Raw genomic sequence first — 24,537 nt, forward strand, 5'->3', positions numbered from 1 at the left:
AGCAATGAAGCAGTTCCAATCATCACGGCGTTCTTTTCTGGCTCTAGCGGCAGTTACGCCATTCGCAGTCATGGCAACCAGTGCCTGCGGTACGTCCGGACCGGGCAGCGCAAGCGGCGGAGGCGCCAGCATGTGGTTCCTCTCCGGTGAGCCGAACCAGACCACCATCCAGAAAGCCGTCGATGCTTTTGGCTCATCGAATCCCGATAACAAGATCGCTGTGACGTACTTCCAGAACGATGCTTACAAAACGAAGATCAAAACCGCGATCGGCGCCGGCCAGGCACCCACGATTGTTTACGGATGGGGAGGCGGGACGTTGAAGACCTACGCCGAGGCCAAGCAGGTGGAGGACCTCACCAGCTGGTTCGAGGCCAACCCGGATCTGAAAAACAAGTTCTTCCCCGCTTCTTTCGGTGCAGCCACCGTCAACGGCAAGATCTACGCCCTCCCCAACCAGTACGTGGCCCCTGTTGTCCTGTTCTACAACAAAGAGCTCTTTGAAAAGGCCGGGGTGCAGCCACCCAAGACCTGGGACGACGTCATGTCGCTGGTAAAGACCTTCAACGACATGGGAGTAGCCCCGTTCTCCTTGGGCGGTCAATCCCGCTGGACCTCCATGATGTGGCTGGAATACCTGCTGGACCGCATCGGAGGGGCCGAGGTGTTCACTTCGATTTTCGAAGGCAAGCCCAATGCCTGGATGGATCCGGCCGTGATCGAAACGGGTACCAAGATCCAGGAACTGGTGTCCGCCGATGGCTTCATCAAGGGCTTCTCCTCCATTACGGCAGATTCGAAAGCGGATCAGGCGCTGCTGTTCACGGGCAAAGCCGCAATGTTGCTTCAAGGCTCCTGGACGTACGGACCCATGAAGAAGGAAGGCCAGAACTTCGTCCAGGACGGAAAACTGGGCTTCGTCACGTTCCCGACGATCCCGGGAGGCAAGGGAGATCCGAAGAATGGCGTAGGCAACCCCGCCCAGTACATGTCGATTTCGGCCAAGGCCACCGACAAGGAAAAGGAAACGGCCAAGAAGTTCTTCAAGGACGGCATCATGACGGACACGGTCATCGACGCCTACATCAACTCCGGTTCGGTCCCGATCGTCAACGGAATTGAAGACAAGCTCGCAACGTCCCCGGACAAGGACTTCCTGAACTTCGTCTACGACCTGGCCAAAAATGCCCCGAACTTCCAGCAGTCATGGGATCAAGCCCTGAGCCCGACTGCGGCCGAGGCCCTGCTTAACAACATCGACCAGCTCTTCCTCAAGTCGATCACGCCACAGCAGTTCGCCGAGAACATGAATGCCACCCTGGGCAAATGAGCTCAACAACCACTCAAAGGGCTGCCACTGCATCGCGGAAAATCGAGCAGAGCGGGCAGCAAAAATCTGCACTTGCGTGGCTGACGGTGCCGGCTTTGATCTTCTTCGTGGTGTTCGCACTTGCGCCACTGGTAGGTGTCCTGGTTCTGAGCTTCGCCAACTGGGACGGCATCGGCGCCATCGGAGCAGCCGGCCTGGAGAACTGGTCCTCAGTTCTCAGCGACACCGGACTGTACAACGCACTGGGCCTGACTTTCCTGATCATGATCGTCTCCTGGCTGGTTCAGACTCCCATCAGCCTTCTCCTGGGAGTCTTCACCGCCGGCACACAGCGTTACAGGGCTGCCTTGGCGGTGTTGTACTTCTTGCCGCTTCTCCTCTCCTCCGCGGCAGTTGCTATTGCGTACAAAGCATTGTTGGACCCTAACTTTGGGCTGGCCATGGGGCTGGGCTTGCCCTTCCTGGCCCAAGACTGGCTGGGCGTCCCACAGTTGGCATTGGGCCTGGTCATCTTTGTGATCGCCTGGCAGTTCGTGCCCTTCCATACGCTCATATACCAAGGTGGTGTCCGGCAAATCCCCAAGTCCCTGTATGAGGCAGCACAGATCGATGGTGCGGGAATCATTAAGCAGTTCTTCCACATCACGCTTCCGCAACTGAAATACACCATCATCACCTCGTCCACCCTGATGGTGGTCGGATCGCTGACGTACTTCGACCTCATCTTTGTCCTGACCGGTGGCGGCCCGGGTAATTCCACCCGCATCCTGGCGCTTGACATGTACTTGCGCGGCTTCCGGGCCAACCTGATGGGCCCGGCAAGTGTCATCGCGGTCATCCTCGTCGTCATCGGCCTTGTCCTTGCCTTGTTCCTCCAGCGCCTTGGAGGCAAGGACAAGCAGGGCAGCCAATTGGAAGGTTTGTAAGGTGAGCACTGTCCTTCACAGCGATTCGAAAATCGCTCCAGCCAATCCCCCGGGCCATTCCATCAAGGCCAAGCAGAGCCTTGGTTCACGGGTCAGGCGGCTGAACATTCCCGGAGGCCTTGGCGGTTGGATATGGCTGGCCATCATCATTGTGCCGATCTACTACATCGTCATCACCAGCTTGAAGACGTCCGAAGGGTACTTCGGGCAGAATCCGTTGGCCCTCCCGGCGGCTCCTACGTTGGAGAACTACCAACTGGTTCTCGAGGCCAACTTCACCACGTACTTCATGAACAGCGTGATGGTCACACTTGGCTCCGTGGTCCCCACGGTGTTGATCTCCTTCATGGCCGCCTTCGCGATCGTTCGTGGTCGCGGCCGATACCTGAAGTTTGTTAACGGCATGTTCCTCATGGGCTTGGCGATTCCGCTCCAGGCAACCATCATTCCGATCTACCTGATGATCATCCGGCTGAACCTGTATGACAGCCTCCTTGCCATCATGCTTCCCTCCATAGCGTTCGCCATTCCGTTGACGGTTCTGATCCTGTCCAACTTCATCCGCGATGTGCCGAACGAATTGTTCGAGTCAATGCGCCTGGATGGCTGCAGTGATTGGCAAACGATGTGGAGGTTGGCGCTGCCCTTGACCCGTCCGGCGATTGTAACCGTGGCAATTTACAACGGCTTGCATGTCTGGAACGGATTCCTGCTGCCCCTGGTACTCACCCAAAGCCCCGGACTCCGCGTCCTCCCGTTGGGATTGTGGACTTTCCAGGGCGAGTTCAGCGTCAACATCCCCGCCGTGCTTGCCTCCGTTGTCCTGAGCACCCTGCCAATCCTGGTGATTTACGTCCTCGGACGCCGTCAGCTGGTCAGTGGCCTTACGGCAGGCTTCAGCAAGTAGAAAGGACCTTCACATGTCAGAACCCAAACGCCTCCGCGTGGGCATGGTGGGCTATGCCTTCATGGGCGCTGCCCACTCGCATGCCTGGCGGACAGCCCCGCGATTCTTCGACCTCCCCCTGATACCTGAACTGACTGCCGTCGCCGGCCGCAACCCGGACGGCGTGCGTGCAGCTGCCACCAAGTACGGTTGGGATTCCGTTGAAACCGACTGGCGCCGCCTGATCGAGCGCGATGACATTGACCTCATCGATATCTGCACCCCCGGAAACACGCACGCCGAGATCGCCATCGCGGCCTTGGAAGCGGGCAAACACGTGCTCTGCGAAAAGCCACTGGCCAATTCAGTGGAAGAGGCGGAGAAAATGACAATGGTTGCCCAGGCGGCAGCCGAGCGCGGCGTACTGTCCATGTGCGGCTTCAGTTACCGCCGCACTCCGGCTTTGGCTTTGGCCAAACGGATGGTGGAGGAAGGGCGCCTGGGCAACATCCGCCATGTCCGGGCGCAATACCTGCAGGACTGGCTCAGTGACGCGGATGCGCCGCTCACGTGGCGCCTGGACAAGTCCAAGTCCGGCTCCGGTTCCTTGGGCGATATCGGCGCCCACAGCATTGACGCCGCGCAGTGGATTACGGGCTCCACAATCACCGGAGTCTCGGCCCTGCTGGAAACCTTCGTGAAGGAACGGCCAGTAGGTGGAGACTACGTGGGACTCGGCGGCCGCGGCGGTTCGGACGCTCCCAAGGGCCCCGTCACCGTGGACGACGCCGCGCTGTTCACCGCCCGGTTTAGCGGAAAGCACGACGCCGATGCTGCCGCCACCACCGCCAAGGAAGGCACCGACGTCGGGACTTCTTCCGGCACTGATTCCGGCGCTGTGGCAGGGGCAATCGGCATCTTCGAAGCGACACGTTTTGCCCTGGGCCGCAAGAACGCCATGCGCCTGGAGCTCAACGGGACCAAGGGCTCGCTGGCTTTCGACTTCGAGGACATGAACTCGCTTCAGGTCTACGATTCGGCGCTGGAACCTGACGCCGGATTCCGCAAGATCATCGTCACCGAGCCGTCCCATCCGTACACGGGCAATTGGTGGCCCACCGGGCACGGCCTTGGTTACGAGCACGGATTCACGCACCAGGTGGTGGACCTGGTGAATGCCATCGGCGCCGGGGAGCAGCCCTCGCCGTCGTTCTCTGATGCCTTGCAGGTCCAAAAGGTGCTGGCCGCCGTTGAGGCGAGCGCGGGCAACGCGAGCCGCTGGCAGAACGTCTGAGAGGAATCATCATGACCCGACCCATCACCCTTTTTACCGGCCAGTGGGCCGATCTGCCGTTTGAGGAAGTAGCGCGCCTGGCTGGCGAGTGGGGCTTCGACGGCCTGGAGATTGCCTGCTGGGGCGATCATTTGGATCCCCGGCGCATCGTCGAGGACGACTCGTATCTTCAAAGCAGGCTGGACATCCTGGAGAAGCACCATCTCTCGGTCCATGCGATCGCCAACCACCTCACCGGACAGGCAGTGTGCGATGACCCCATCGATGAACGTCACCGGGACATCCTGGCACCCGACGTCTGGGGTGACGGCGAACCTGAGGGCGTCCGTCAGCGTGCTGCCGAAGCGATGAAGACCACGGCACGTGCGGCAGCAAGGCTTGGCGTCAAGACCGTCACGGGGTTCACGGGCTCGTCCATCTGGAAGTGCGTTGCGATGTTCCCGCCGGCTTCAGAAGGCATGATCGAGCGCGGCTACCAGGATTTCGCAGACCGTTGGAACCCCATTCTGGATGTCTTTGACGAGGTAGGAGTCCGTTTTGCCTTGGAAGTTCATCCGTCGGAGATCGCGTACGACTATTGGACCGCAAAACGCACACTGGAAGCGATCGGGCACAGGGACAGTTTTGGCCTGAACTTTGACCCCTCCCACTTCATCTGGCAGGACCTTGACCCGGTGATGTTCCTGCAGGACTTCGCGGACAAAATCTTCCATGTCCATGTGAAGGAATCCGTGCGCCAACTCAATGGACGCAACGGTCGCCTTGGATCCCACCTACCCTGGGCGGATCCCCGCCGTGGCTGGGACTTCGTCACCGCAGGCCATGGAGACGTGAACTGGGAACCCATTTTCCGGATGCTCAACTCGATCGGGTATGCCGGACCCACCAGCATCGAATGGGAAGACGCAGGCATGGACCGGCTGATCGGCGCTCCGGAAGCGTTGGACATGGTCCGCCGACTGGCTGCCATCCGGCCCCCGGCTGCAGCTTTCGATGCCGCATTTGCCGCCCGCTGAACCCGCTCTGGATCAGCCAACAGACTCACCCGGACGTTTACGAATACGAAGGAAAACATGACAACCAAGAGTAAGACCGCACTTGTGGTTCGAGGCGGGTGGGACGGACACCAGCCGGTGGAAGCCACCGAACTGTTCCTCCCCTTCCTCAAAGCGAACGGCTATGAGGTCAGGGTGGAGGAATCTCCCAAAATCTACGCGGACACTGAATACATGGCCGGCGTGGACCTGATCGTGCAGTGCATGACGATGTCCACCATCGAAAAGGACGAGTTCGAGGGGCTCCGCGCCGCCGTCGAAAATGGCACTGGACTTGCCGGATGGCATGGCGGAATCGCCGATTCCTACCGCAATACTTCGGACTACCTTCACTTGATCGGGGGCCAGTTCGCCTGCCACCCCGGCAAGCAGGAGGACGAACGGATCGGCGAACAGTCAGATAACTACGTTCCCTACACGGTGAATATGCTCCCGGCCGCAGCAGAGCATCCCATTACGCAGGGAATCGGAGACTTTGACCTCGTCACCGAGCAGTATTGGGTCCTGGCCGATGACTACATCGACGTCCTGGCGACCACTACGCAAAAAGTCCGCGAATGGGACCCGTGGAACCGTGAGGTCACCTCCCCCGCCATTTGGACCAGGCAATGGGGCAAGGGAAGAATCTTCGTCTCCACTCCCGGTCACCGCGTGGAAATCCTCCAGGACAGCAACGTCCGCACCATCATCGAAAGGGGCATGCTGTGGGCATCCCGCTGAATGTAGGAATCATTGGCTGCGGCGCCATTATCGCCCAGTATCTGACAAACTTCCGCCGGCTGGAATCCATCAACCTCGTGGCCGTCGCGGACCTCGATCCCGCCCGCGCCCAGGCTGTCGCCGACTCCTACGACGGCGTCCGTGCATTGTCCGTGGATGAGCTGCTTGAGGCGGACGACGTCGAACTTGTCCTCAACCTGACCATCCCGGCAGCGCATGCTGAGATCGCGCTCAAGGCCATCGCGGCGGGCAAGTCGGTTTACGGCGAGAAGCCGTTGGCGGCAACCACGGCCGAGGCCCGGCAAGTACTCGAAGCAGCCGACGCTGCGGGAGTGATTGTGGGGTGCGCTCCGGATACTGTCCTCGGCACCGGTATCCAGACCGCCCGAAAAGCGATCGACGACGGCCTGATTGGCGCTCCCGTTTCGGCGACAGCCACCATGGCTACGCCAGGGCATGAGCGCTGGCATCCGAATCCTGATTTCTATTACCAGCCCGGCGGCGGACCGCTGCTGGATATGGGTCCCTACTACGTGTCAGCACTGGTCACCTTGCTGGGCCCCGTAGTGTCGGTGGTGGGAGCGGCCAGCCACACCCGCAGCGAACGCACCATCGGTTCGGGTCCCCGCCAAGGGCAAAAAGTACCGGTGGAGATCGATTCCCACGTCACGGGTGTCCTCGTCCATGCTTCCGGCGCGCTGTCTACGCTGTTCATGAGCTTCGACGCCGTCAAGACCAAGAGCCCCAACATCGAAATCCATGGGGAGAAGGGTTCGCTCATTGTTCCGGATCCCAACCACTTCGACGGCGATGTGCAGCTGTTCGAGTTGGGAGCCGAGGAGTGGAAAACGCTGCCTGTATCCGCGGGTTACGTTGACGCTGGCCGCGGATTTGGCATCGCCGATTTGTCAGCTACTCCGGCGGGACAAGAACCCCGCGCCGGTGGCCAACTCGCGTTCCATGCCCTTGAGGTCATGGAATCTGTGCTGGAATCCGCCAAGACAGGACGGGCAGTGGCCATCCAGAGCACCGTCAGGCGGCCGGACATGGTGGAACTGGCAGAACTTTCGACGCCGGTACGCGCCTAGACAATATGAATTGAGGGGTGCCGCAGGGCACGCCGAGGTGACAGTTGACCCCCATGTTCTTCCACAACATGGGGGTCAACTGTTACTTCGTGTGCCGCGCCCGGCGCAGTGTTGCCTCGGCGTGTTTGAGGATGGGGCCATCGATCATCTTGCCTTTGAACTGGAAGACGCCCGTTCCGGCCGCAGATGCTGCGTCGAGAAGCTCGGCGGCCTCGGCCACGGCTTCAGGCGTTGGTGCGTAAGCTTCGCGGACTGTTGCCACCTGGCTCGGGTGGATGCAGGCTTTAGCACCGAAACCGCTGGCCACGGCATCAAGGGATTCGACAGCCAGGCCCTGAAGATCGGGGATGTCCACATACACGGAGTCGATGGCTTCCTTGCCTGCGGCTTTGGCGGCTAGCAGCACAGCGGACCGTGAGTGCAGGGCCACGGCCCGGTAACCGCCGTCGTCGTTCCTGCTGGAGAGACCGCCCAGGGAAGCGAGCAGGTCCTCCGCGCCCCACATCAAGGCAACCACGTTGGGTTCCGCGGCGATGGCTGAAGCATTGACGATGCCGGCGGCCGTTTCACAGAGTGCGATCACGCGGTAACCCTCAAGTGCCCTGAGCTGCCCGGCGCTCTCCGCCTTGGCGAGCATGACGGTGCGGTAGGGAGTGTGCGCCAGGCTGTGCAGGTCCTTCTCGAATTCCGCGGAGCCCACAGGGTTGACGCGCACAATCGTCCGGCTCGGGTCCAGCTCAGCAGTGTCTCCTTCGGATCCGAGCTGCGCGAGGATCGCGCCCCGTGCCCGCTGCTTGTCCCCCGGAGCCACGGCATCTTCGAGGTCCAGGATCACTGCGTCCGAGCGCTCCACGGCCTTGCCGAAACGCTCGGGCCGGTCAGCGGGGCAAAAGAGGAGTGCCGGCCCCATGGTGAACGGCGTAACCGCGCCGCGGAGGGAAGAGTCGGGAGAAGGCATGAAGAGTTCCTTGCTGCTGGAATGCTGACAAATGCGGAAACGGCCTAGGACTGCGCGGCGTGTGCTTCCTGGGTCCACATCAGGCAGGTGCGCGTGGCCAGTGCCACCACCACTCCGTCCTGGTTCCTGCCAGTATGTTGCATGGTCACCACGCCTTGGCCCGGACGCGAGGACGACAACCGTTTGGCGGTGATCACCGTTTCCGTGTACAGGGTATCCCCGTGATAGAGCGGGTGGGGAAAGGTGACATCCGTCAGCCCCAACTGGGCGATGATGGTGCCCTGCGTCAGCTGGGTCACCGACTGCCCCACCATTGTGGACAAGGTGAACATCGAATTCATTAACCGCTGCCCGAACGGCTGCGCGGAGCTCCAAGCTGCGTCGAGGTGCAGCGCCTGGGTGTTCATGGTCAAGGTAGTGAACAGGACGTTGTCCGTCTCCGTCACGGTTCGTCCAGGCTTGTGGGCGTAGATCACGCCCTCTTCCAGCTCATCGAAGTACAGTCCACGCTGCTCAACAACACGCGTCATACGGTGAGTTCCTGGTCCTCTTCGAAGAGTTCAGCTCCGGTGGCAGCCACGACCTCGTCCAAGGTGACGTTGGGGGCCAGTTCGCGAAGCACCAGCCGCGGTTCCCCCTCGTCCTTGACGACGTCAATCACGGCGAGGTCGGTGATGATCCGGTCTACGCAGCCCTTGCCCGTCAGGGGCAGAGTGCAGTCCTTGACGATTTTGGGCCTGCCGCTGCGGTCCACATGCTCCATCATGACGATCACCTTCTTGGCGCCGAACACGAGGTCCATGGCCCCGCCCATGCCCTTGACCATCTTTCCGGGGATCATCCAGTTGGCAAGATCGCCGTTGGCAGCCACTTCCATGGCACCCAGGACCGCCACATCCACGTGGCCGCCCCGGATCATGCCAAAGGATGAGGCCGAATCGAAGAACGCAGCGCCCGGTTTGATGGTGACAGTTTCCTTGCCGGCGTTGATGAGGTCCGGATCAACCCGGTCCTCGGCCGGGTAAGGTCCGACGCCCAGGATGCCGTTCTCGGAATGGAGGATTACTTCCACACCCGCAGGAATGTAGTTGGGAATCAGGGTGGGCATGCCAATCCCCAGATTCACGTACTGGCCGTTGGTGAGTTCCTGGGCTACCCGTGCGGCAAGTTCGTTGCGGCTCCAGCCTTTGGCTTCGTGATGGTCGACGTCGGCACGGCGGTACTCATGCCGCACGGCTTCGGGACGGGGCGGGATGTCATGATACGAGTTGTCGTTCACTGTGCTGCTCCTGCCTGCCCGGTTGCCTGGCCGGTGGTCAGAGCCACCGTCCGTTTCTCAATCCGTTTCTCCGTTGCGGGAGCCACCACCACTCTTTGCACGAAAATGCCAGGGGTATGGATGTGTTCCGGGTCCAGCTCGCCGGTTTCCACGAGCTCTTCGACTTCGGCAATGGTTGTCTTCGCAGCCATGGCGCAAAGGGGGTTGAAGTTCATGGCTGTTGCATGGAAAACGAGGTTGCCGTGGCGGTCGCCCTTCCACGCATGGACCAGCCCGAAGTCCGGCGTCAGCGATTCTTCCAACACGTAGTCGGCGTCCTGGAAGGTGCGCACCTCTTTAGGGGCCGAGGCGATCGCAACGTTCCCTTCGGCGTCGTACTTTTGCGGCAAGCCGCCCTCGGAGACCTGCGTGCCCACACCGGCCTTCGTGTAAAAGGCGGGAATACCGGCGCCCCCTGCGCGCAGTTTCTCGGCGAGGGTTCCCTGCGGGGTGAGGACCACCTCCAGTTCGCCGGCGAGGTACTGCCTGGCAAACTCCTTGTTCTCACCCACATAGGAGCTGATGGTGCGCCGGATTCGTCCATCCTTGAGGAGGATTCCGAGGCCCCAATCGTCCACGCCACAGTTGTTGCTCACGGTCTCCAGGTCCGTGGTGCCTTGGCTGTGGAGCGCGTCGATCAGCGACACGGGGATTCCGCATAGGCCAAAACCGCCGACAGCGAGCGAGGCGCCGTCCGGGATGTCCTTCACCGCTTCCGCGGCGCTGGCAACAACCTTGTCAATCATCCTTGATCCTTCCCCTACGGTTACAGACCCAGCTCGCGGGCGATGAGCATCAACTGGACCTCAGTGGTTCCCTCCCCAACTTCAAGAATCTTGGAGTCGCGGTAATGGCGCGCCACTGTGAATTCGTTGATGAAGCCATAGCCACCGAACACCTGGGTGGCGTCCCGTGCGTTGTCCATGGCTGCCTCGCCTGCGACCATCTTAGCGATGGCCGCTTCAGTCTTGAACGGCTTGCCGGCCAGCATCCTCGCTGCTGCATCGTAATAGGCCAAACGAGCCGTATGGGCCCTGGCCTGCATCCTGGCGATCTTGAATTGGATGGCCTGGTACTTGCCGATGTTCTGGCCAAAAGCGCTGCGTTCCTTGGCATACTTCACCGAAAGATCCACGCAACCCTGGGCCGCACCTGTACCCAAGGCGGCAATGGCAATGCGGCCCTCGTCAAGGATGGACAGGAAGTTGGCATATCCCCTGCCCCGCTGGCCCAGGAGGTTCGCTTCAGGAACCCGGACGTTGTCCAAAGTCAGAGGGTGCGTGTCCGACGCGTTCCAGCCCACCTTGTTGTAAGCCTTCTCTGCCTTGAAGCCCGGGGTTTCGGTGGGCACCAGGATGGTGGATATTTCTTTCTTGGCGCTGCCATCGGGGTTTTCCGTCTTACCGGTGACGGCAGTGACCGTCACCAAAGTGGTGATATCCGTGCCCGAATTCGTGATGAACTCCTTATTGCCATTAATGACCCATTCCCCGTTGTCCACGTGGGCGTGGGTCTTGGTACCACCTGCATCGGAACCGGCCTCACGCTCGGTCAACCCGAATCCGGCCAAGGATCGTCCGGATGCCAACTCCGGAAGCCAGCGATCCTTCTGTTCCTGCGTGCCGAAACGGTACACCGGCATGGCGCCCAGGGACACACCGGCCTCAAGCGTGATTGCCACGGACTGGTCCACCCGGCCCAACTGCTCCAAAGCCAGCGCCAAGGCAAAGTAGTCCCCGCCCATGCCACCAAACTCCTCCGGGAACGGAAGGCCGAACAGCCCCATCTCCCCCATCTGCTTTACCACTTCATAGGGGAAGCTGTGTTCTTCATCGTGCTTGGCAGATACGGGTGCCACCACTTCGTCGGCGAATTCGCGGACGGAATCACTCAGGTCCTGGTATTCCTCGTTCAGGTCAAAACTGCTCATGGCTGGAGGTCCTTGTCTGTGTCTGCGGGCTTGTCTGTCTCAGCGGGCTTGTCTGTTTGTGCGGGCCCTTCAAGAGGGTCTGCTGCGTGAATAGTGGCGAGCACTTGGTCGGCTTTGACCAGGTCGCCCGGTTTGCTGGTGAGGTGGACGGTCCCGGAGACCGATGCCACCAGTTGGTGCTCCATTTTCATGGCTTCCACTGCCAGGAGCGGCTGCCCCTCTTGGACCATGTCTCCGTTGGCCACTGCCACCGAAACCACCGTTCCGGGCATCGGCGAGCGCACCTCCGGATCTGCGGCACCCTCTTCGCGCTGGATGCCTGCCAGCATCCTCTGAAGACGTTCGGCGCGGTCCAGGACTTCCAGGCGGCAGGACCAGCCGTTGTTGCCAAGGTAGATCGCCCGGATTCCGTGCGCCTCGGCTGGTGGCAGCCCCACCGCATAGGTGACCCGACCGCCGTCGAGCTCCAGGACGATGCCGTCTCCGGTCCGTTCCACGGCGTTGACTTTGGCCGAACGGCCGGCGTCAGGTCCGCCGTCGATGACTGCCGAGAAGGTGCCGGAGTCCTCAGTCAAAGCAACGGTGGAGGTGCCGCCACCCGGCAGTCCGAACGTGGCATTCCAGGCGCCGCGGGCGCCAACGCGCCACGAGTCAGGCGAGCTCCAGGCGTTGCCGGCTTGGGCAGAAGCACCAGAGTTTGCCTTCTTTTCGAGCCACAGCGTCAGGGCGGCGGCGATCAACTCGTTGGCGCCTGCGTGCCTGAATTCCATGGACGGCAGCTTGCGTTCGATCAGCCCCGTATCCAGGTGGCCGGCGCGGACGTCAGGATCATTGATCAGCAGCCGGAGATATTCCACGTTCGTGTCCAAGCCCAGGAGGGTGTACCTGCCCAGGGCAGCGTCCAAGGTGTCCAGCGCAGCGGTGCGGTTTTCGCCCCAGGCGATGACCTTGGCCAGCATGGGATCGTAGTCGCCGGTGATCTCAAGGTCCTCGCGCATAGCGGAGTCGATCCGGACGTTCGCGTGGGAGCGTTGCTCGCCGAGCACCTTGGGATCCGTCCCGCCATTCTCGGCGAGCGCCACGACGCGCCCCATCGAGGGCATGAAGTTCCGCTCCGGCACTTCGGCATAGACGCGCGCCTCTACGGCGTGGCCTTCAAGAACGACGTCGGACTGCGCAACGGTGAGTACCTCACCGGCGGCGATCCGCACCTGCCATTCAACGAGGTCCATCCCGGTGACCATTTCGGTGACGGGGTGCTCCACCTGCAAGCGCGTGTTCATCTCCATGAAGAAGAACTCATCGGGATGTTCGTCGGACACCAGGAATTCCACGGTGCCGGCACCGCTGTATTTGACCGAACGTGCTGCGTTGCAGGCTGCCTCTCCAATGCGGGCCCGTTCGGCCGGGCCGTCCGCCAGTGATTCAAAGAGTGCTGAAGGAGCTTCCTCGATGACTTTCTGATGGCGGCGCTGGAGGGAACATTCGCGCTCGCCCAGGTGGATGACATTGCCGTGGTTATCCGCGAGGACCTGGACCTCGATGTGGCGGGGTGCCTGGATGAGCCGTTCCAGGAACAGCGTGTCATCCCCAAACGCCGAAGCTGCCACGCGCCGTGCGGTCTGCAGTGTGGCAGCCATGTCTTCGGGCCGCTCCACGATGTGCATCCCTTTGCCGCCGCCGCCTGCCGAGGGCTTGATGAGCAAAGGAAAGCCTACCGACGGCGCAGCGTCGATCAGTTCCTGATCAGTGAGGCCGGGTACCGCAATTCCCGGTACGCACGGGACGTCGTAGGCCATGACGTGATTCTTGGAACGAATCTTGTCTCCCATGACCTCGATTGCGTCAACGCCCGGTCCGATAAACGTGATCCCCGCCGCGTCAAGGGCTTTGGCGAACTCCACATTCTCGGACAGGAAGCCGTATCCAGGATGGACTGCCACCGCGCCGCTGCGGCGGCAGGCATCGATGATGGCGTCGATTTTCAAGTAGCTCTCCGAGGGCGCCGTCCCCCCGATTGCCACTGCGGTATCGGCAAGCGCCACATGCTTGGCGTGCTTGTCCGCGTCCGAATAGACGGCAATGGAGCGGATGCCCATGTCCCGGAGGGTTCGAATCACGCGGCAAGCGATCTCTCCACGGTTGGCAACGAGGACGGCGCTGAACGGACGGGACGCCACGGTGGCGGCTGATGCTGTGGTGGTTGGCAGAGTCATGGTCACATCCTGAAGAGGCCGAAGGAGGTCTCGGGCAGTTGCTGGCGGGAGACGACGTCCAAAGCCATGCCCAGGACCCGTCGGGTGTCTGCGGGATCGATGATGCCGTCATCCCAAAGCCGGGCGGTGGAGTAATAGGGGCTGCCTTGTTCCTCGTACTGCTGCTTAATGGGAGCTTTGAAGGCCTCCTCTTCCTCGGCGGACCATTCCTGGCCAGCGGCCTCGTACTGGTCCCGTTTGACCGTTGCAAGGACACTGGATGCCTGGTTTCCGCCCATTACCGAAATACGGGCTGCGGGCCACATCCACAAAAAACGCGGCGAGTAGGCACGCCCGCACATGGAGTAATTACCGGCGCCGAAAGAGCCGCCGATGACAACTGTCAGCTTGGGGACCCTCGCCGTTGCGACGGCGGTGACCATCTTTGCGCCGTTCTTGGCAATGCCGCCTTGCTCGTAGTCTTTGCCCACCATGAAACCGGAGAGGTTCTGCAGGAAGATCAGCGGGATCCCGCGCTGATCGCAGAGCTCGATGAAGTGGGCGCCCTTGAGCGAGGACTCACTGAACAGGACCCCGTTGTTGGCCACGATGCCAACGGGGTGTCCATGGAGATGAGCGAATCCAGTTACCAGCGTGGTGCCGTAGTTCTTCTTGAACTCATGGAATTGGGATCCGTCCACGAGCCGGGCGATGACTTCGCGGACATCGTACTGGGCGTTGACGTCTGTGGGGACCACGCCATAAATCCCGGAAGGGTCGACGACGGGCGGCAGGACGACGTCGAGCACGTCCCACGCCGGCGGGGCTGGCTTGGGCAACGTGCCGACGATGTCCCGGACGATCTCCAGCGCGTGCTGATCGTTTTCGGCCAGGTGGTCTGTAACTCCGGAAATCCTGGAGTGCACCTCGCCGCCACCTAGTTCCTCAGCGGTCACAATCTCGCCAATCGCTGCCTTCACCAGTGGCGGACCCCCGAGGAAGATGGTGCCCTGATTGCGGACGATCACGGTCTCGTCACTCATGGCCGGAACATAGGCTCCGCCGGCCGTGCACGAACCCATCACAGAGGCGATTTGCGGAATCTTGGCCGCCGACATGCGCGCTTGGTTGTAGAAGATCCGGCCAAAGTGCTCTTTGTCGGGGAAAACCTCATCCTGCTTGGGCAGGAACGCTCCCCCGGAATCCACCAGGTAGATACACGGAAGCCTGTTTTCCAGGGCAATTTCCTGAGCCCTGAGGTGCTTCTTGACCGTCATGGGGTAATACGTGCCGCCCTTGACCGTGGCATCGTTGGAAATCACCAGGACATGCCGGCCATGGACCAACCCAATACCGGCAATCACTCCTGCGCCCGGCGAATCATCGTTGTACATGCCATGTGCGGCCAGGGGCGCTATCTCCAAGAAGGGGCTGCCCTCGTCCAGGAGGTAGTCAATTCGCTCCCGGGGTAACAGTTTGCCTCGGGCAACGTGACGCTCCCTGGACTTCGCGGGTCCCCCCAGGGCTGCCGTGGCAAGCCTTTCCTTCAGTTCCCCCACGAGGGCCAGCTGCGCTTCCTGATTGGCTTCAAAGGTGCCGCTGTTGGGTCCTGCCAAGCTGGCGATTGTCTCCATTGACCACTGTTCCATTCCCGGCCCCAGGCCATTTCGGTTAGTGCCACGTAACTGAAATTTAGGTTAGTCTTTATTAACTGTGATGTCCAGCACAGTGGGACCCGCGCAAACCCACATCTCTGGCAGTGGCACCAAGGAGGAGAACGTGACCGGAGGCCCGGAAACAAGCACAGTCCGCAGCCCAGCCGCAGCAACACAGCGAGGCCAAGCCAAAGAACTCCGCAGGCTGGCATTGCTTTCAGCGGCCGCGGGACTCTTTGCAGAAAATGGCTTCACCCGGGTTTCGCTTGAGGATCTTGGTGCTGCCGCAGGCGTCAGCGGGCCTGCCGTTTACCGGCACTTCCCCGGCAAGCAGGCTGTCCTCGGCGAGCTTCTCCTCAGCGTCAGCCGCGACCTGCTCGACGGCGGCCTCCGCGTGGTCGCGGAAGCGGAGAACCCCTTGGATGCACTGAAGAGCTTGATCCAGTTCCAGGTGGACTTTGCGCTGAGCAACCCGGACGTCATACGCGTCCAGGACCGCGACTTCGGCAGCCTCAGCAGCACGGACCAAGCCGAAGTCCGGTCCTTGCAACGCGCCTACGTTGAAACCTGGGTGGACGTCCTGGCACGCATCCACTCCGGCGCGGATGTCGCCGGCCTCCGCGTCCGGGCGCATGCAGCCTTTGGCCTGATCAATTCAACGCCTCACTCCGTCCGCCATCACGGACGGAAGATCGCCGTGAAGTCTGCCAGGCCGATCTTGGAACAGATGGCTTTGGCCGCTCTCACTTCAGCCTGATTGTCTACTCTTTTCGGGAGATTGGCGGCCCTCTTCCAGGTCCCCCTTAAATTGTCGGACCCCGATGAAATGATTTGATCATGGAAGATATGGGGCAGCTAACGGCACTTCGGACGGAACCGTCCCCTGTTGTCGCTGCCCTGGCCGCGGCCCGGTCGCAGCGCTTCTTGAGCATGCCGGACTTGGTCAAGGCGGGGTTCAAGGATTCGACCGCGTCCATCATCGCGATCGGCCATTTCCACGGGCTGGGCAACAGAGCCGGGCTGGCTCAGCCGGGCCCCCATTTTGAAAACAGGCACCCCAGTCCTGCGGCGCCCGGACGGGACCTGGCGGCTCTTCTTGAGGACGGCGCGGCTCTTCTGGACCCCTTGCGGTTGTCCGCAGCGGCCGATGCGGCGCGGCTGTTTGGGTTTCTTGAGGCCGCTGACTTTGCCGGCAGGATCGAGGAGATCTCCCGGTCCTTGGAGTACTTGCAGGTTGTCGCAGCGCAGGCGGTGGAAAGGACCCGGAAGGAAGCACAGCAAGCAGGATCCGGGTCGTCGGCTGGCGCACCGAAGTGGCGGACAGGTTTGACTGAACCGGAGCCAGGATCAGATGTGGCGTCAGCTTCCGCTTGTGAAGCACGCTCCCCAAAAGCAGCACCTTCCGTGGGTGACGCCAGTTCCGTGAGTGCAGCAGACTCAGCGGCTTGGGCCGCCGCCGGCAAAGCGAGCCCTTTGGACGACGGGTACCGGAATGCCGCAGAGTTCCTTCGGGCCCGGTTGCGGATCAGCATCGGGGAAGCCCGGCGCAGGCTCGCCCTCGCACCCGACGTCCTTCGGCAGGCCGGATTGGCCGGGCAAGAGATCCCGGCCCGGCGCGAAGTGCTGGCCGAAGCCCTCTCCTCAGCCCTGGTGCCTTCCCGCTCCGCGACGATCATCAGCAGCGCACTGGAAAAAGTACGCCTCCTCACCGACGACGACATCCTCACCCGGATGGAACACGCCCTCACCCGCACCGCCATCGAGTCCGACCCGGACTTCGTCACCAAAATGGCCAAACGCTGGGTCGATTCGATCGACCAAGACGGTCCCGAACCGTCCGAAGAAGTTCTCCGCCAACTCCAAGGCGCGTTCTTCCGCCGCCGACGCCGCCACGGGCTCCACCACATCGAAATCTTCGCCACCGCAGAACAATACGAAACCCTGGCCACCGCCATGCACACCGCCACCAACCCACGACTCACCACGGATAGTAATCCCACCGGACCGGATCTGGACCGGCGTTCCCGCCCCATGAAACTCCTCGACGGACTCGTCGGAGCCTGTGCCGTCGCGATGACCACCGGGAAACTGCCAGCCAACGGCGGACTCCGACCCCAACTCACACTCACCATCGACGAACGCGACCTCTTCGAACGACGCACCGACCACCAACGACTCAGCACCGGCACAGCAACGTTCCTGGGCCCGATGCACCCCAACACCATCCGCAAAATCGCCTGCGACGCGGACATCCTCCCCGTCCTGCTCGGCAGCGACTCCCGCGTCCTGGACATCGGCCGCACCACCCGGATCTTCCCACCCCACATCCGCAAAGCCATCACCGCCCGCGACGGCGGCTGCGCGTTCCCCGACTGCACCATGCCCGCCCCCTGGTGCGAAGCCCACCACATCACCTACTGGTCACACGGCGGCACCACCTCCACCGAGAACGGCACCCTGCTCTGCAGCCACCACCACCACCTCATCCACAAGGAAAACTGGCGGATCGACATGACCACCGGCGTGCCCTGGTTCACCCCACCACCACACATCGACCCCAAACAAACACCACGACGCAACCACCACCACACACCCCAGAGAACATAAACCTGCCCGACAAGGATGCCGGGTACGGCCAGGGCGGTGCCCCGGTATGCGGAAGTGTGCCTGATGCTCAAGGGTGCCGGATTCGCTGCACAGATGGGTGCCGGGTGCCTGCGCGCGTATGTTCTTGGGCCGTTCCAGTATTCCTAGGACTCACAGGGCCAGCTTCGGGGGCTGTGCGGGGCGGAAGTGGAGCCTAGGCTGAAGCTCGAACCCATACTGAATCCATAAAGCAACAGGGTTGGTACCAGCCACTATCGAGGAGCGCACCATGAGGATTGCCGTAACCGGCGGAAGCGGAAAATTGGGCAGGAGCGTGGTCCGCCGGCTGAGGCAGGATGGCCACCACGTGCTCAACGTTGACCGCGCAGGCAAGAGGGGCCGGGGCTACGTAAACGTGGACCTCCGCAATTATGGGCAGGTCCTGGACGTCGTCCTCGGCTTGGACGACCAACACAGCGGCTTGGACGCGATCGTCCATCTTGCCGCCATCCCCGCACCGGGTTTGGCTCCGGACGCCGCAATTTTTGAAAACAACATGCTCTCCACCTACAACGTCTTTCAGGCAGCCCGGCGAGCGGGCATCAAGAAGGTGGTTTATGCCTCCAGCGAGACGGTCCTGGGACTCCCCTTCGACATCGACCCTCCCTACATTCCGGTGGATGAGGAGTACGCGGCGCGGCCTGAAAGCACGTACTCCCTCGTGAAGCACCTCGAGGAGCAGATGGCCATCCAGCTCACGCGCTGGGACCCGGCGTTGAGCATCACCGCACTAAGGTTCTCCAACGTGATGGAGCCCGAAGACTACGACGCCTTCCCGTCCTTTGACTCGGACGCCACCCTGCGCAAGTGGAATCTCTGGGGCTATATCGATGCCCGCGACGGCGCCCAGGCCGTTGTCCGCGCCTTGGAGAAAGGTGCACCCGGTTTCGAGACCTTCATCATCGCCGCTTCTGACACCGTGATGAGCCGAAGCAGCGCCGAGCTTGCCGCGGAAGTCTTTCCCGGCGTCGAGGTTGTCAAGGAACTGGGCCAGCATGAAACGCTGCTGTCCATCGACAAAGCCCGGCAGCTCCTTGGCTTTGAACCGGAACACAGCTGGCGTGATGTCCACTCCAATCGGACCACGCCCACAGAAGACTGAACGCGCGACGACCCACCCCTTAGCCGCAGTTTCCTGCAAGCACTCGTAAAGGGGTGGGCCGGCGCAGCTTCCTACGTTCGTGAAGCTAGACCATAGTCAACACCATGGCGGGATCGGACAGGATAGCGCCAAGGTCCGCCAGGAAGCGTGAACCCTGTTCCCCATCCACCAAGCGGTGGTCGAAGGACAAGCTCAGGGACATCACCTGCCGTACAGCGATCTCATCATCCACCACCCACGGCGCCTTCCGCACTGCACCCAAGGCCACGATGGCAGCCTCGCCCGGATTCAGGATGGGCGTTCCGGCGTCGATCCCAAATACTCCGATGTTGGTAATGGAGATGGTGCCGCCCGAAAGGTCTGATGGAGACGTCTTGCCTGCACGTGCGGTGTCTGTCAGTTCCGACAACGCTGTAGCAAGTTCCCGTAGGGTCAGGCGATCGGCATCCTTGATGTTCGGTACCGTCAGTCCCCGGGGCGTAGCAGCCGCGATACCAAGGTTGACGTAGTTGTACTGGATGATCTCCTGGCGCGCCTCGTCCCACCGCGAGTTCAACGTTGGGTTGTTCCGTAGCGCTATCAGGACCGCCTTGGACGCAATGGTGAGCGGAGTGAGCTTGTAGCCCTCAAACGCTTTGCTGGCCCGAAGCCGCGCCAGCAATTCCATGGTGGCAGTGACATCGATCGTCAGGAATTCCGTCACATGCGGCGCGGTGAATGCGCTCTGCACCATGGCGGCCGCAGTGAACTTCCGCACACCCTTGATAGGTGTACGCGTTTCACGCTCGCCGATCGCTGCCGGCCCTGTTGGTACTGCGCTTGTGGCTTCCGCCCCACCCGTGAAGTTCTGGACGTCTTCCCGTGTGATGAGTCCCCCTGGGCCAGTGCCGGGAACCAGCTGCAGGTCGATCCCAAGATCGCGCGCCAGCTTACGGACCGGCGGTGTGGAACGTGGACGCTCAGCCGTGGCTGCGTCAGGGTGAGGGGTTGACTCCCGCGCCACTTCCGCCGGGCGAGCCTGCGGCGTTTCGGCTTGGACGGTTTCTGGTTGGACGGTTTCTGTTTGGACGGGTTGGACGTTGGCACGGACCCGGCGCGTCGGCCGTCCGGCGTGCTCGACGACGGCGCCATACCCCACCAGGTTCGGCTCACGTTTGGCGGGACTTGCGGCCGCCCCACTCGCCTCGACTGGTTGCGGCCCTCCGTTTGATCCAGACGCGCTGTTCGATCCAGATCCCCCGTTCGATCCAGGTTCGCTAGTGGACTCCGGTTCGCCGGCAGCCTGATGTCCAGCGGCAGGTCCGTTGCCCCCGTTGGAGGCTCCGGCGTCGTCCACTTCGAAGGAGACGATCGGTTTGCCGACCTCCACCACGGAACCGGGCTGCTCGTGCAGGGCCGCTACGACGCCGGCGAAAGGCGACGGCAGCTCGACGACGGCCTTGGCCGTCTCAACCTCGGCGATGACCTGATTGAGGGTGACGGTGTCCCCCACTGCGACCTTCCAGCTCAGGATTTCCGACTCGGTCAGGCCTTCGCCAAGGTCCGGCAGCCTGAATTCCTTGATCATGGTGGCGGTCATCCTTCCAGTCCACTCAGGGAGTTGGGGCGGCCCAACGTGCGGTCCACGCCATCCAGAATCCTGTCCAGGTCCGGCAAATGGTGCATTTCAAGCTTCGAGTAGGGATACGGAACATCGAAGCCGGTAATACGGACGGGTGCGGACTCCAGATAGTTGAAGCAGCGCTCAGTAATGCTGGCGGCAATCTCCGCTCCGAGGCCACCGGATTGTCCGGCCTCGTGCGTGATGACCAGCCGGCCCGTCTTGCGCACGGACGCCTCCACCACCGGGTAGTCAACGGGAGCCAGCGAGCGCAGGTCGATGACTTCCACGGAGACTCCTTCATCAGCGGCAGCCTGTGCCGCATCCTTGGCGGTCTTTACCAGAGGGCCGTAAGCCACCAGGGTGACGTCCGAACCGGCGTTGACCACAGCTGCCTTGTCCAATGGCATCGCTTTGGAGAGGTCGATGGACTCATCGACGTCACCTTTGTCGTGGTAGCGGCGCTTGGGTTCGAAATAGAGAACGGGATCATCCGAGGCAATGGCCTGCTGGATCATGGTGTAGGCGTCCTGCGGGTTGGACACCGCCACCACACGAAGCCCTGAAGTGTGAGTGAAATAAGCTTCCGGCGATTCCGAGTGGTGCTCCGGTGAGCCAATGCCACCACCGAACGGAACGCGGATGGTGATGGGCATCTTGACCCGCCCCTGCGTCCGATAGTGCATCTTGGCTACCTGGCTGACGATCTGATCGAAAGCAGGATAAATGAAGCCGTCGAACTGGATCTCGCACACTGGGCGGTAGCCCCGGTAGGCCAGGCCCACGGCGGTTCCGATGATGCCGGACTCGGCCAGGGGCGTGTCAATCACACGGTGCTTTCCAAAGTCCTTCTGGAGTCCGTCGGTGACTCGGAAGACACCACCGAGGGAACCAATATCCTCGCCCATGAGGATGACTTTGGGATCGTTTTCCAGGGACTTGCGGAGGCCGGCGTTGATAGCCCGGGCAAATGTGAGCTTGGACATCAGAGTGCACCTTCCTCGACGGGCTGGCTGAAACTGTTCAGGTAGCGCGAATAGTGATCCTTCTGGCGTTCAATCCAGGAATTGGGTGTGCTGTAGACGTGGTTAAAGACGTCCAACGGTTGCGGATCGGGCATGTTGACGCAACTGGTACGGAGCTCGGCTGCGACGGCGTCGGCCTTGGCTTTGACTCTGCCTTCCAGTTCTTCGGTGAGCAGGCCTTTGGCGTCAAGGAGCCGCCGCAGACGAAGAATAGGATCCTTGGCAGCCCAGTCCTCCAGCTCATTCGGGTCCCGGTATCGCGTGGGATCATCGGCAGTAGTGTGCGGGCCCATGCGGTAGGTGACTGCTTCGATAAAGGTTGGGCCGCCGCCGCTGCGGGCACGGTCCAAAGCCCAGCGGGTAGCGGCCATGACGGCGAGGACATCATTTCCGTCAACGCGCAAGCTGGGGATGCCGAACCCTGTTGGCCTGTCGGCCAATTGAACGTGGGACTGCACGCGCACAGGTTCGGAAATGGCCCAATGGTTGTTCTGGCAGAAAAAGACCACGGGAGCCTGGAAACTGGCCGCAAACACCATGGCCTCGCTCACGTCGCCTTCGCTCGTGGCGCCATCCCCGAAGTAAGCAAGGACCGCCGTGCTGGCGCCGTCCAGTTGGACGCCCATGGCGTAACCGGTGGCGTGGAGGCTCTGGGAACCAATGATGATTTGGGGCGTCGCCATGTTGATCCGCTTTGGATCCCACGAGTAGAGGGCATTTCCGCGCCAAACCTGGGCGATCTCGGAGACATGCGCGCCGCGGATGTACGCGACGCCGCTTTCACGGTAGCTGGGGAAAACAAAGTCGTCGTCGCGCAAGGAGCGGCTTGAACCGATTTGGGCTGCTTCCTGTCCCAGCAGCGGCGGCCAGAGGGCCAGTTCGCCCTGCCGCTGGAGGGCTGTGGCTTCAGTATCGATGCGGCGGATGACTGTCATGTCCTCCAACAAGGAGCCCAACTGCTCATCGCCGATGTCCTTGATCCAGAGATCAAATTCCGGGTGGCTGATCCGTTCGCCTTCCGGCGATACCAACTGTAGGAGGTCGCCCCCCGTCCGCAGAGGATTATGTGCACTTTGTCCGGGGCGCGGAGCGTCATTTTGCACTCCCTGGCCCGCCTTATCCGTCAACACAGGTGATCGCAACCTTCCGGCTAGGTTTTGCCGGCCCTGCTGGACTTGTGATCCAAGCGCAGACCGACCCCCTGGCTCCTTCGCCAGCGTTAATTGTGACCCTACTCACAAGACGCATCGGGTACAACTACCGTCGAAAAACTTGAGCATTCTGCCATGTTGGGAGAGGCCGGGCCGTGCTAATCTTGCGCATTATGCAACCTTTGGATGGCACTGACACCCGGCTCCTTTCAGCGATGGCAAAGGATCCCAGAGGGACCGTTGTGGCCCTCGCCCAGAGACTTGGCTTGTCCCGCAATACTGTCCAGGCACGCATGGCCCAACTCGAGAAGAAGCATGCTTTTCTCTCCTTTGAGCGGCGTATCAATCCGGTTGCCCTCGGCTACCCCCTCACGGCGTTCATCACCGTGCATGTCCAGCAACAGAAACTCGCCTCGCTCGCGAAGGACCTTGCGGACATCCCGGAGATCCTTGAAGGTTTCGGGCTGACCGGATCAGCCGACTTGCTCTTGCGGGTGGTGGCGCTGGACGCCGAAGACCTCTACCGGATCAACGGCAAGATCCTCGCCTGCGACGGCGTTGACCGCACCGACACTGCCTTGGCCATGCGGGAAATGATTCCGTACCGGGTGCAACCCCTGCTGGGTCGGCGCTCTGAAGGCTGAACCCTCGTTTTCGCATGCCGTTATTACCCTTTTGGCCCTTGCCTCTCGAACTGTGAATGCGATTTGATTCAGATGGACGCATCGGGGGCCGGCCAGCGGTTTCCGGCTACGTGGTGGCGCTGCCGCAGGCTGCCGAAAGGGGCACTACAGTGAGCAACCCGCAAGAACCGAATGGTCGCGACGGACAGCGCAGCGGAAATCAATACGGTGGAAGCGAATACGGCCAGAACCCACCACCCGTCCCGCCCGGCCCCGGTTACCCGCAACCGAACGGGACTCCACCGCAGTGGCAACAGCCGCCGTCGTCCCCGGACTCCCAAGGCCAGTACGCCCCGGGACAGTACCCGCCGGACCAAAACCCGTACCCGCAAGGCCAGTACCCCCAGGGTCAGTATGCGCCGGGACAGTATTCGCCCGGCCAGTACCCGGGGCAGTACGGTCAGCAATTTCCGCCGCCGGCCAAGAATAAGAAGGTGCTCTGGATTGTCCTGAGCATTGTGGCAGGAGTAATCATCCTGGCCGTAGTGGGCGTCCTGGTGCTGGTGAACGTCGTGGGCGGCGCGACGTCGAAGGCGAGGTCCTTGGCTGACGAGTTCACCAACCTGGTGGTTTCAGGTCAAACAGAGCAGGCCTACGACAACTACCTGCACCAGGCCTTGAAGGACGAACTGGATAAGCAGTCCTTCATCGACGGCATTGCCAGCCTGGAACTTGATGACTCATGCAAACCCAATTACAGCTCGGTGAGCGTGAACTCGAACAACGGCAATAATAAAGCGGACATCGCGGGAACCCTGCAATGCAGTGGCAAGACCATCGATCTCAAGTACGTTTTCGAAGGGACGGACGACCTCAAAATGAGCAGCATCCGCCTCCGTCCATAACGGCGGAAAAAAATATCCCGGGTTTCCACCCATCCGCGTCAACGCATGGTCCGAATCACTGTTTGAGAGCCCCGTCCGGGGCTCCACAGGACGGCTGGGAAAGCCCCGGCCATCACCGGAAGGTTCGGAC

The 24,537-nt window shown here is 61.6% G+C and carries 22 protein-coding genes; 12 read left to right on the forward strand and 10 right to left on the reverse strand.

Annotation, left to right across the window (positions count from 1 at the left end; genetic code table 11):
• The first annotated feature begins 4 nt into the window (after positions 1-4).
• Genes AC1DD7_RS02320 through AC1DD7_RS02350 form a run of 7 tightly spaced genes read left to right on the forward strand, consistent with a single transcriptional unit; the run spans position 5 to position 7,299 of the window.
• Positions 5-1,330 carry an extracellular solute-binding protein gene (locus AC1DD7_RS02320; RefSeq protein WP_477513626.1) on the forward strand — a complete coding sequence of 442 codons (1,326 nt, stop codon included), beginning with the start codon at positions 5-7 and terminating at the stop codon, positions 1,328-1,330.
• Complete coding sequence (locus AC1DD7_RS02325) at positions 1,327-2,256, forward strand: carbohydrate ABC transporter permease (RefSeq protein ID WP_477513627.1); 930 nt, start codon at positions 1,327-1,329, stop codon at positions 2,254-2,256. Before AC1DD7_RS02320 ends, AC1DD7_RS02325 begins: the two co-directional genes overlap by 4 nt.
• 1 nt (position 2,257) lies before the next feature.
• Positions 2,258-3,163, forward strand: a complete 906-nt coding sequence (locus AC1DD7_RS02330) for a carbohydrate ABC transporter permease (protein WP_477513628.1) — start codon at positions 2,258-2,260, stop codon at positions 3,161-3,163.
• 13 nt (positions 3,164-3,176) lie between these two features.
• On the forward strand, positions 3,177-4,436 hold the full coding sequence (locus AC1DD7_RS02335) for a Gfo/Idh/MocA family protein (protein WP_477513629.1): 1,260 nt from the start codon (positions 3,177-3,179) through the stop codon (positions 4,434-4,436).
• 11 nt (positions 4,437-4,447) lie between these two features.
• The gene (locus AC1DD7_RS02340) at positions 4,448-5,452 is read left to right on the forward strand and encodes a sugar phosphate isomerase/epimerase family protein (protein WP_431119418.1); all 1,005 of its coding nucleotides are present in this window, start codon (positions 4,448-4,450) and stop codon (positions 5,450-5,452) included.
• A 57-nt stretch (positions 5,453-5,509) separates the two neighbouring features.
• Positions 5,510-6,211 carry a ThuA domain-containing protein gene (locus AC1DD7_RS02345; RefSeq protein ID WP_477513630.1) on the forward strand — a complete coding sequence of 234 codons (702 nt, stop codon included), beginning with the start codon at positions 5,510-5,512 and terminating at the stop codon, positions 6,209-6,211.
• On the forward strand, positions 6,196-7,299 hold the full coding sequence (locus AC1DD7_RS02350; protein WP_477513631.1) for a Gfo/Idh/MocA family protein: 1,104 nt from the start codon (positions 6,196-6,198) through the stop codon (positions 7,297-7,299). Before AC1DD7_RS02345 ends, AC1DD7_RS02350 begins: the two co-directional genes overlap by 16 nt.
• Positions 7,300-7,381: 82 nt before the next feature.
• On the opposite strand, the gene AC1DD7_RS02355 is transcribed toward AC1DD7_RS02350, so the two are convergent.
• Genes AC1DD7_RS02355 through AC1DD7_RS02385 form a run of 7 tightly spaced genes read right to left on the reverse strand, consistent with a single transcriptional unit; the run spans position 7,382 to position 15,334 of the window.
• A complete protein-coding gene (locus AC1DD7_RS02355) occupies positions 7,382-8,257 on the reverse strand; it encodes an HpcH/HpaI aldolase/citrate lyase family protein (RefSeq protein ID WP_477513632.1) in 876 nt (291 codons plus the stop codon).
• Between the two features lie 44 nt (positions 8,258-8,301).
• On the reverse strand, positions 8,302-8,787 hold the full coding sequence (locus tag AC1DD7_RS02360) for a MaoC family dehydratase (RefSeq protein ID WP_223948528.1): 486 nt from the start codon (positions 8,785-8,787) through the stop codon (positions 8,302-8,304).
• Complete coding sequence (locus tag AC1DD7_RS02365) at positions 8,784-9,536, reverse strand: CoA transferase subunit B (protein ID WP_477513633.1); 753 nt, start codon at positions 9,534-9,536, stop codon at positions 8,784-8,786. Before AC1DD7_RS02365 ends, AC1DD7_RS02360 begins: the two co-directional genes overlap by 4 nt.
• A complete protein-coding gene (locus tag AC1DD7_RS02370; RefSeq protein WP_477513634.1) occupies positions 9,533-10,321 on the reverse strand; it encodes a CoA transferase subunit A in 789 nt (262 codons plus the stop codon). Before AC1DD7_RS02370 ends, AC1DD7_RS02365 begins: the two co-directional genes overlap by 4 nt.
• A gap of 20 nt (positions 10,322-10,341) precedes the next feature.
• A complete protein-coding gene (locus AC1DD7_RS02375) occupies positions 10,342-11,505 on the reverse strand; it encodes an acyl-CoA dehydrogenase family protein (protein WP_477513635.1) in 1,164 nt (387 codons plus the stop codon).
• Positions 11,502-13,721 carry an acetyl/propionyl/methylcrotonyl-CoA carboxylase subunit alpha gene (locus tag AC1DD7_RS02380; protein WP_477513636.1) on the reverse strand — a complete coding sequence of 740 codons (2,220 nt, stop codon included), beginning with the start codon at positions 13,719-13,721 and terminating at the stop codon, positions 11,502-11,504. The genes AC1DD7_RS02375 and AC1DD7_RS02380 overlap by 4 nt, the downstream gene beginning before the upstream one ends.
• A 2-nt stretch (positions 13,722-13,723) precedes the next feature.
• Entirely contained in the window at positions 13,724-15,334 is a 1,611-nt protein-coding gene (locus AC1DD7_RS02385; protein WP_477513637.1) for a carboxyl transferase domain-containing protein, read from the reverse strand.
• A 145-nt stretch (positions 15,335-15,479) separates the two neighbouring features.
• On the opposite strand from AC1DD7_RS02385, the gene AC1DD7_RS02390 reads away from it, so the two are divergent.
• The 3 genes from AC1DD7_RS02390 to AC1DD7_RS02400 all read left to right on the forward strand — a co-directional run bounded on the left by AC1DD7_RS02390 (position 15,480) and on the right by AC1DD7_RS02400 (position 19,103).
• Positions 15,480-16,112 carry an SACE_7040 family transcriptional regulator gene (locus AC1DD7_RS02390; RefSeq protein WP_477513638.1) on the forward strand — a complete coding sequence of 211 codons (633 nt, stop codon included), beginning with the start codon at positions 15,480-15,482 and terminating at the stop codon, positions 16,110-16,112.
• 80 nt (positions 16,113-16,192) lie between these two features.
• Positions 16,193-17,962, forward strand: coding sequence for an HNH endonuclease signature motif containing protein (locus tag AC1DD7_RS02395; protein WP_477513639.1), 1,770 nt, complete (start codon positions 16,193-16,195; stop codon positions 17,960-17,962).
• 268 nt (positions 17,963-18,230) lie between these two features.
• On the forward strand, positions 18,231-19,103 hold the full coding sequence (locus AC1DD7_RS02400; RefSeq protein ID WP_477513640.1) for an NAD-dependent epimerase/dehydratase family protein: 873 nt from the start codon (positions 18,231-18,233) through the stop codon (positions 19,101-19,103).
• Positions 19,104-19,188: 85 nt separating this feature from the next.
• Here AC1DD7_RS02400 and AC1DD7_RS02405 read toward each other — a convergent pair whose 3' ends face one another.
• Genes AC1DD7_RS02405 through pdhA form a run of 3 tightly spaced genes read right to left on the reverse strand, consistent with a single transcriptional unit; the run spans position 19,189 to position 22,858 of the window.
• Complete coding sequence (locus AC1DD7_RS02405; protein ID WP_477513641.1) at positions 19,189-20,682, reverse strand: dihydrolipoamide acetyltransferase family protein; 1,494 nt, start codon at positions 20,680-20,682, stop codon at positions 19,189-19,191.
• Positions 20,679-21,689 carry an alpha-ketoacid dehydrogenase subunit beta gene (locus AC1DD7_RS02410; RefSeq protein WP_477513642.1) on the reverse strand — a complete coding sequence of 337 codons (1,011 nt, stop codon included), beginning with the start codon at positions 21,687-21,689 and terminating at the stop codon, positions 20,679-20,681. Before AC1DD7_RS02410 ends, AC1DD7_RS02405 begins: the two co-directional genes overlap by 4 nt.
• Positions 21,689-22,858 carry a pyruvate dehydrogenase (acetyl-transferring) E1 component subunit alpha gene (pdhA, locus tag AC1DD7_RS02415; protein WP_477513643.1) on the reverse strand — a complete coding sequence of 390 codons (1,170 nt, stop codon included), beginning with the start codon at positions 22,856-22,858 and terminating at the stop codon, positions 21,689-21,691. Before pdhA ends, AC1DD7_RS02410 begins: the two co-directional genes overlap by 1 nt.
• Before the next feature lie 194 nt (positions 22,859-23,052).
• Between pdhA and AC1DD7_RS02420 the strand changes: the two genes are divergently transcribed.
• Positions 23,053-23,523: an Lrp/AsnC family transcriptional regulator gene (locus AC1DD7_RS02420; protein WP_442006251.1), complete on the forward strand. Its 471-nt coding sequence runs from the start codon at positions 23,053-23,055 to the stop codon at positions 23,521-23,523.
• A 149-nt stretch (positions 23,524-23,672) separates the two neighbouring features.
• The gene (locus tag AC1DD7_RS02425) at positions 23,673-24,407 is read left to right on the forward strand and encodes a DUF3824 domain-containing protein (protein WP_477513644.1); all 735 of its coding nucleotides are present in this window, start codon (positions 23,673-23,675) and stop codon (positions 24,405-24,407) included.
• The last annotated feature ends 130 nt before the right edge of the window (positions 24,408-24,537 follow it).

The sequence above is a fragment of the Paenarthrobacter sp. 10L412 genome (assembly GCF_056395565.1).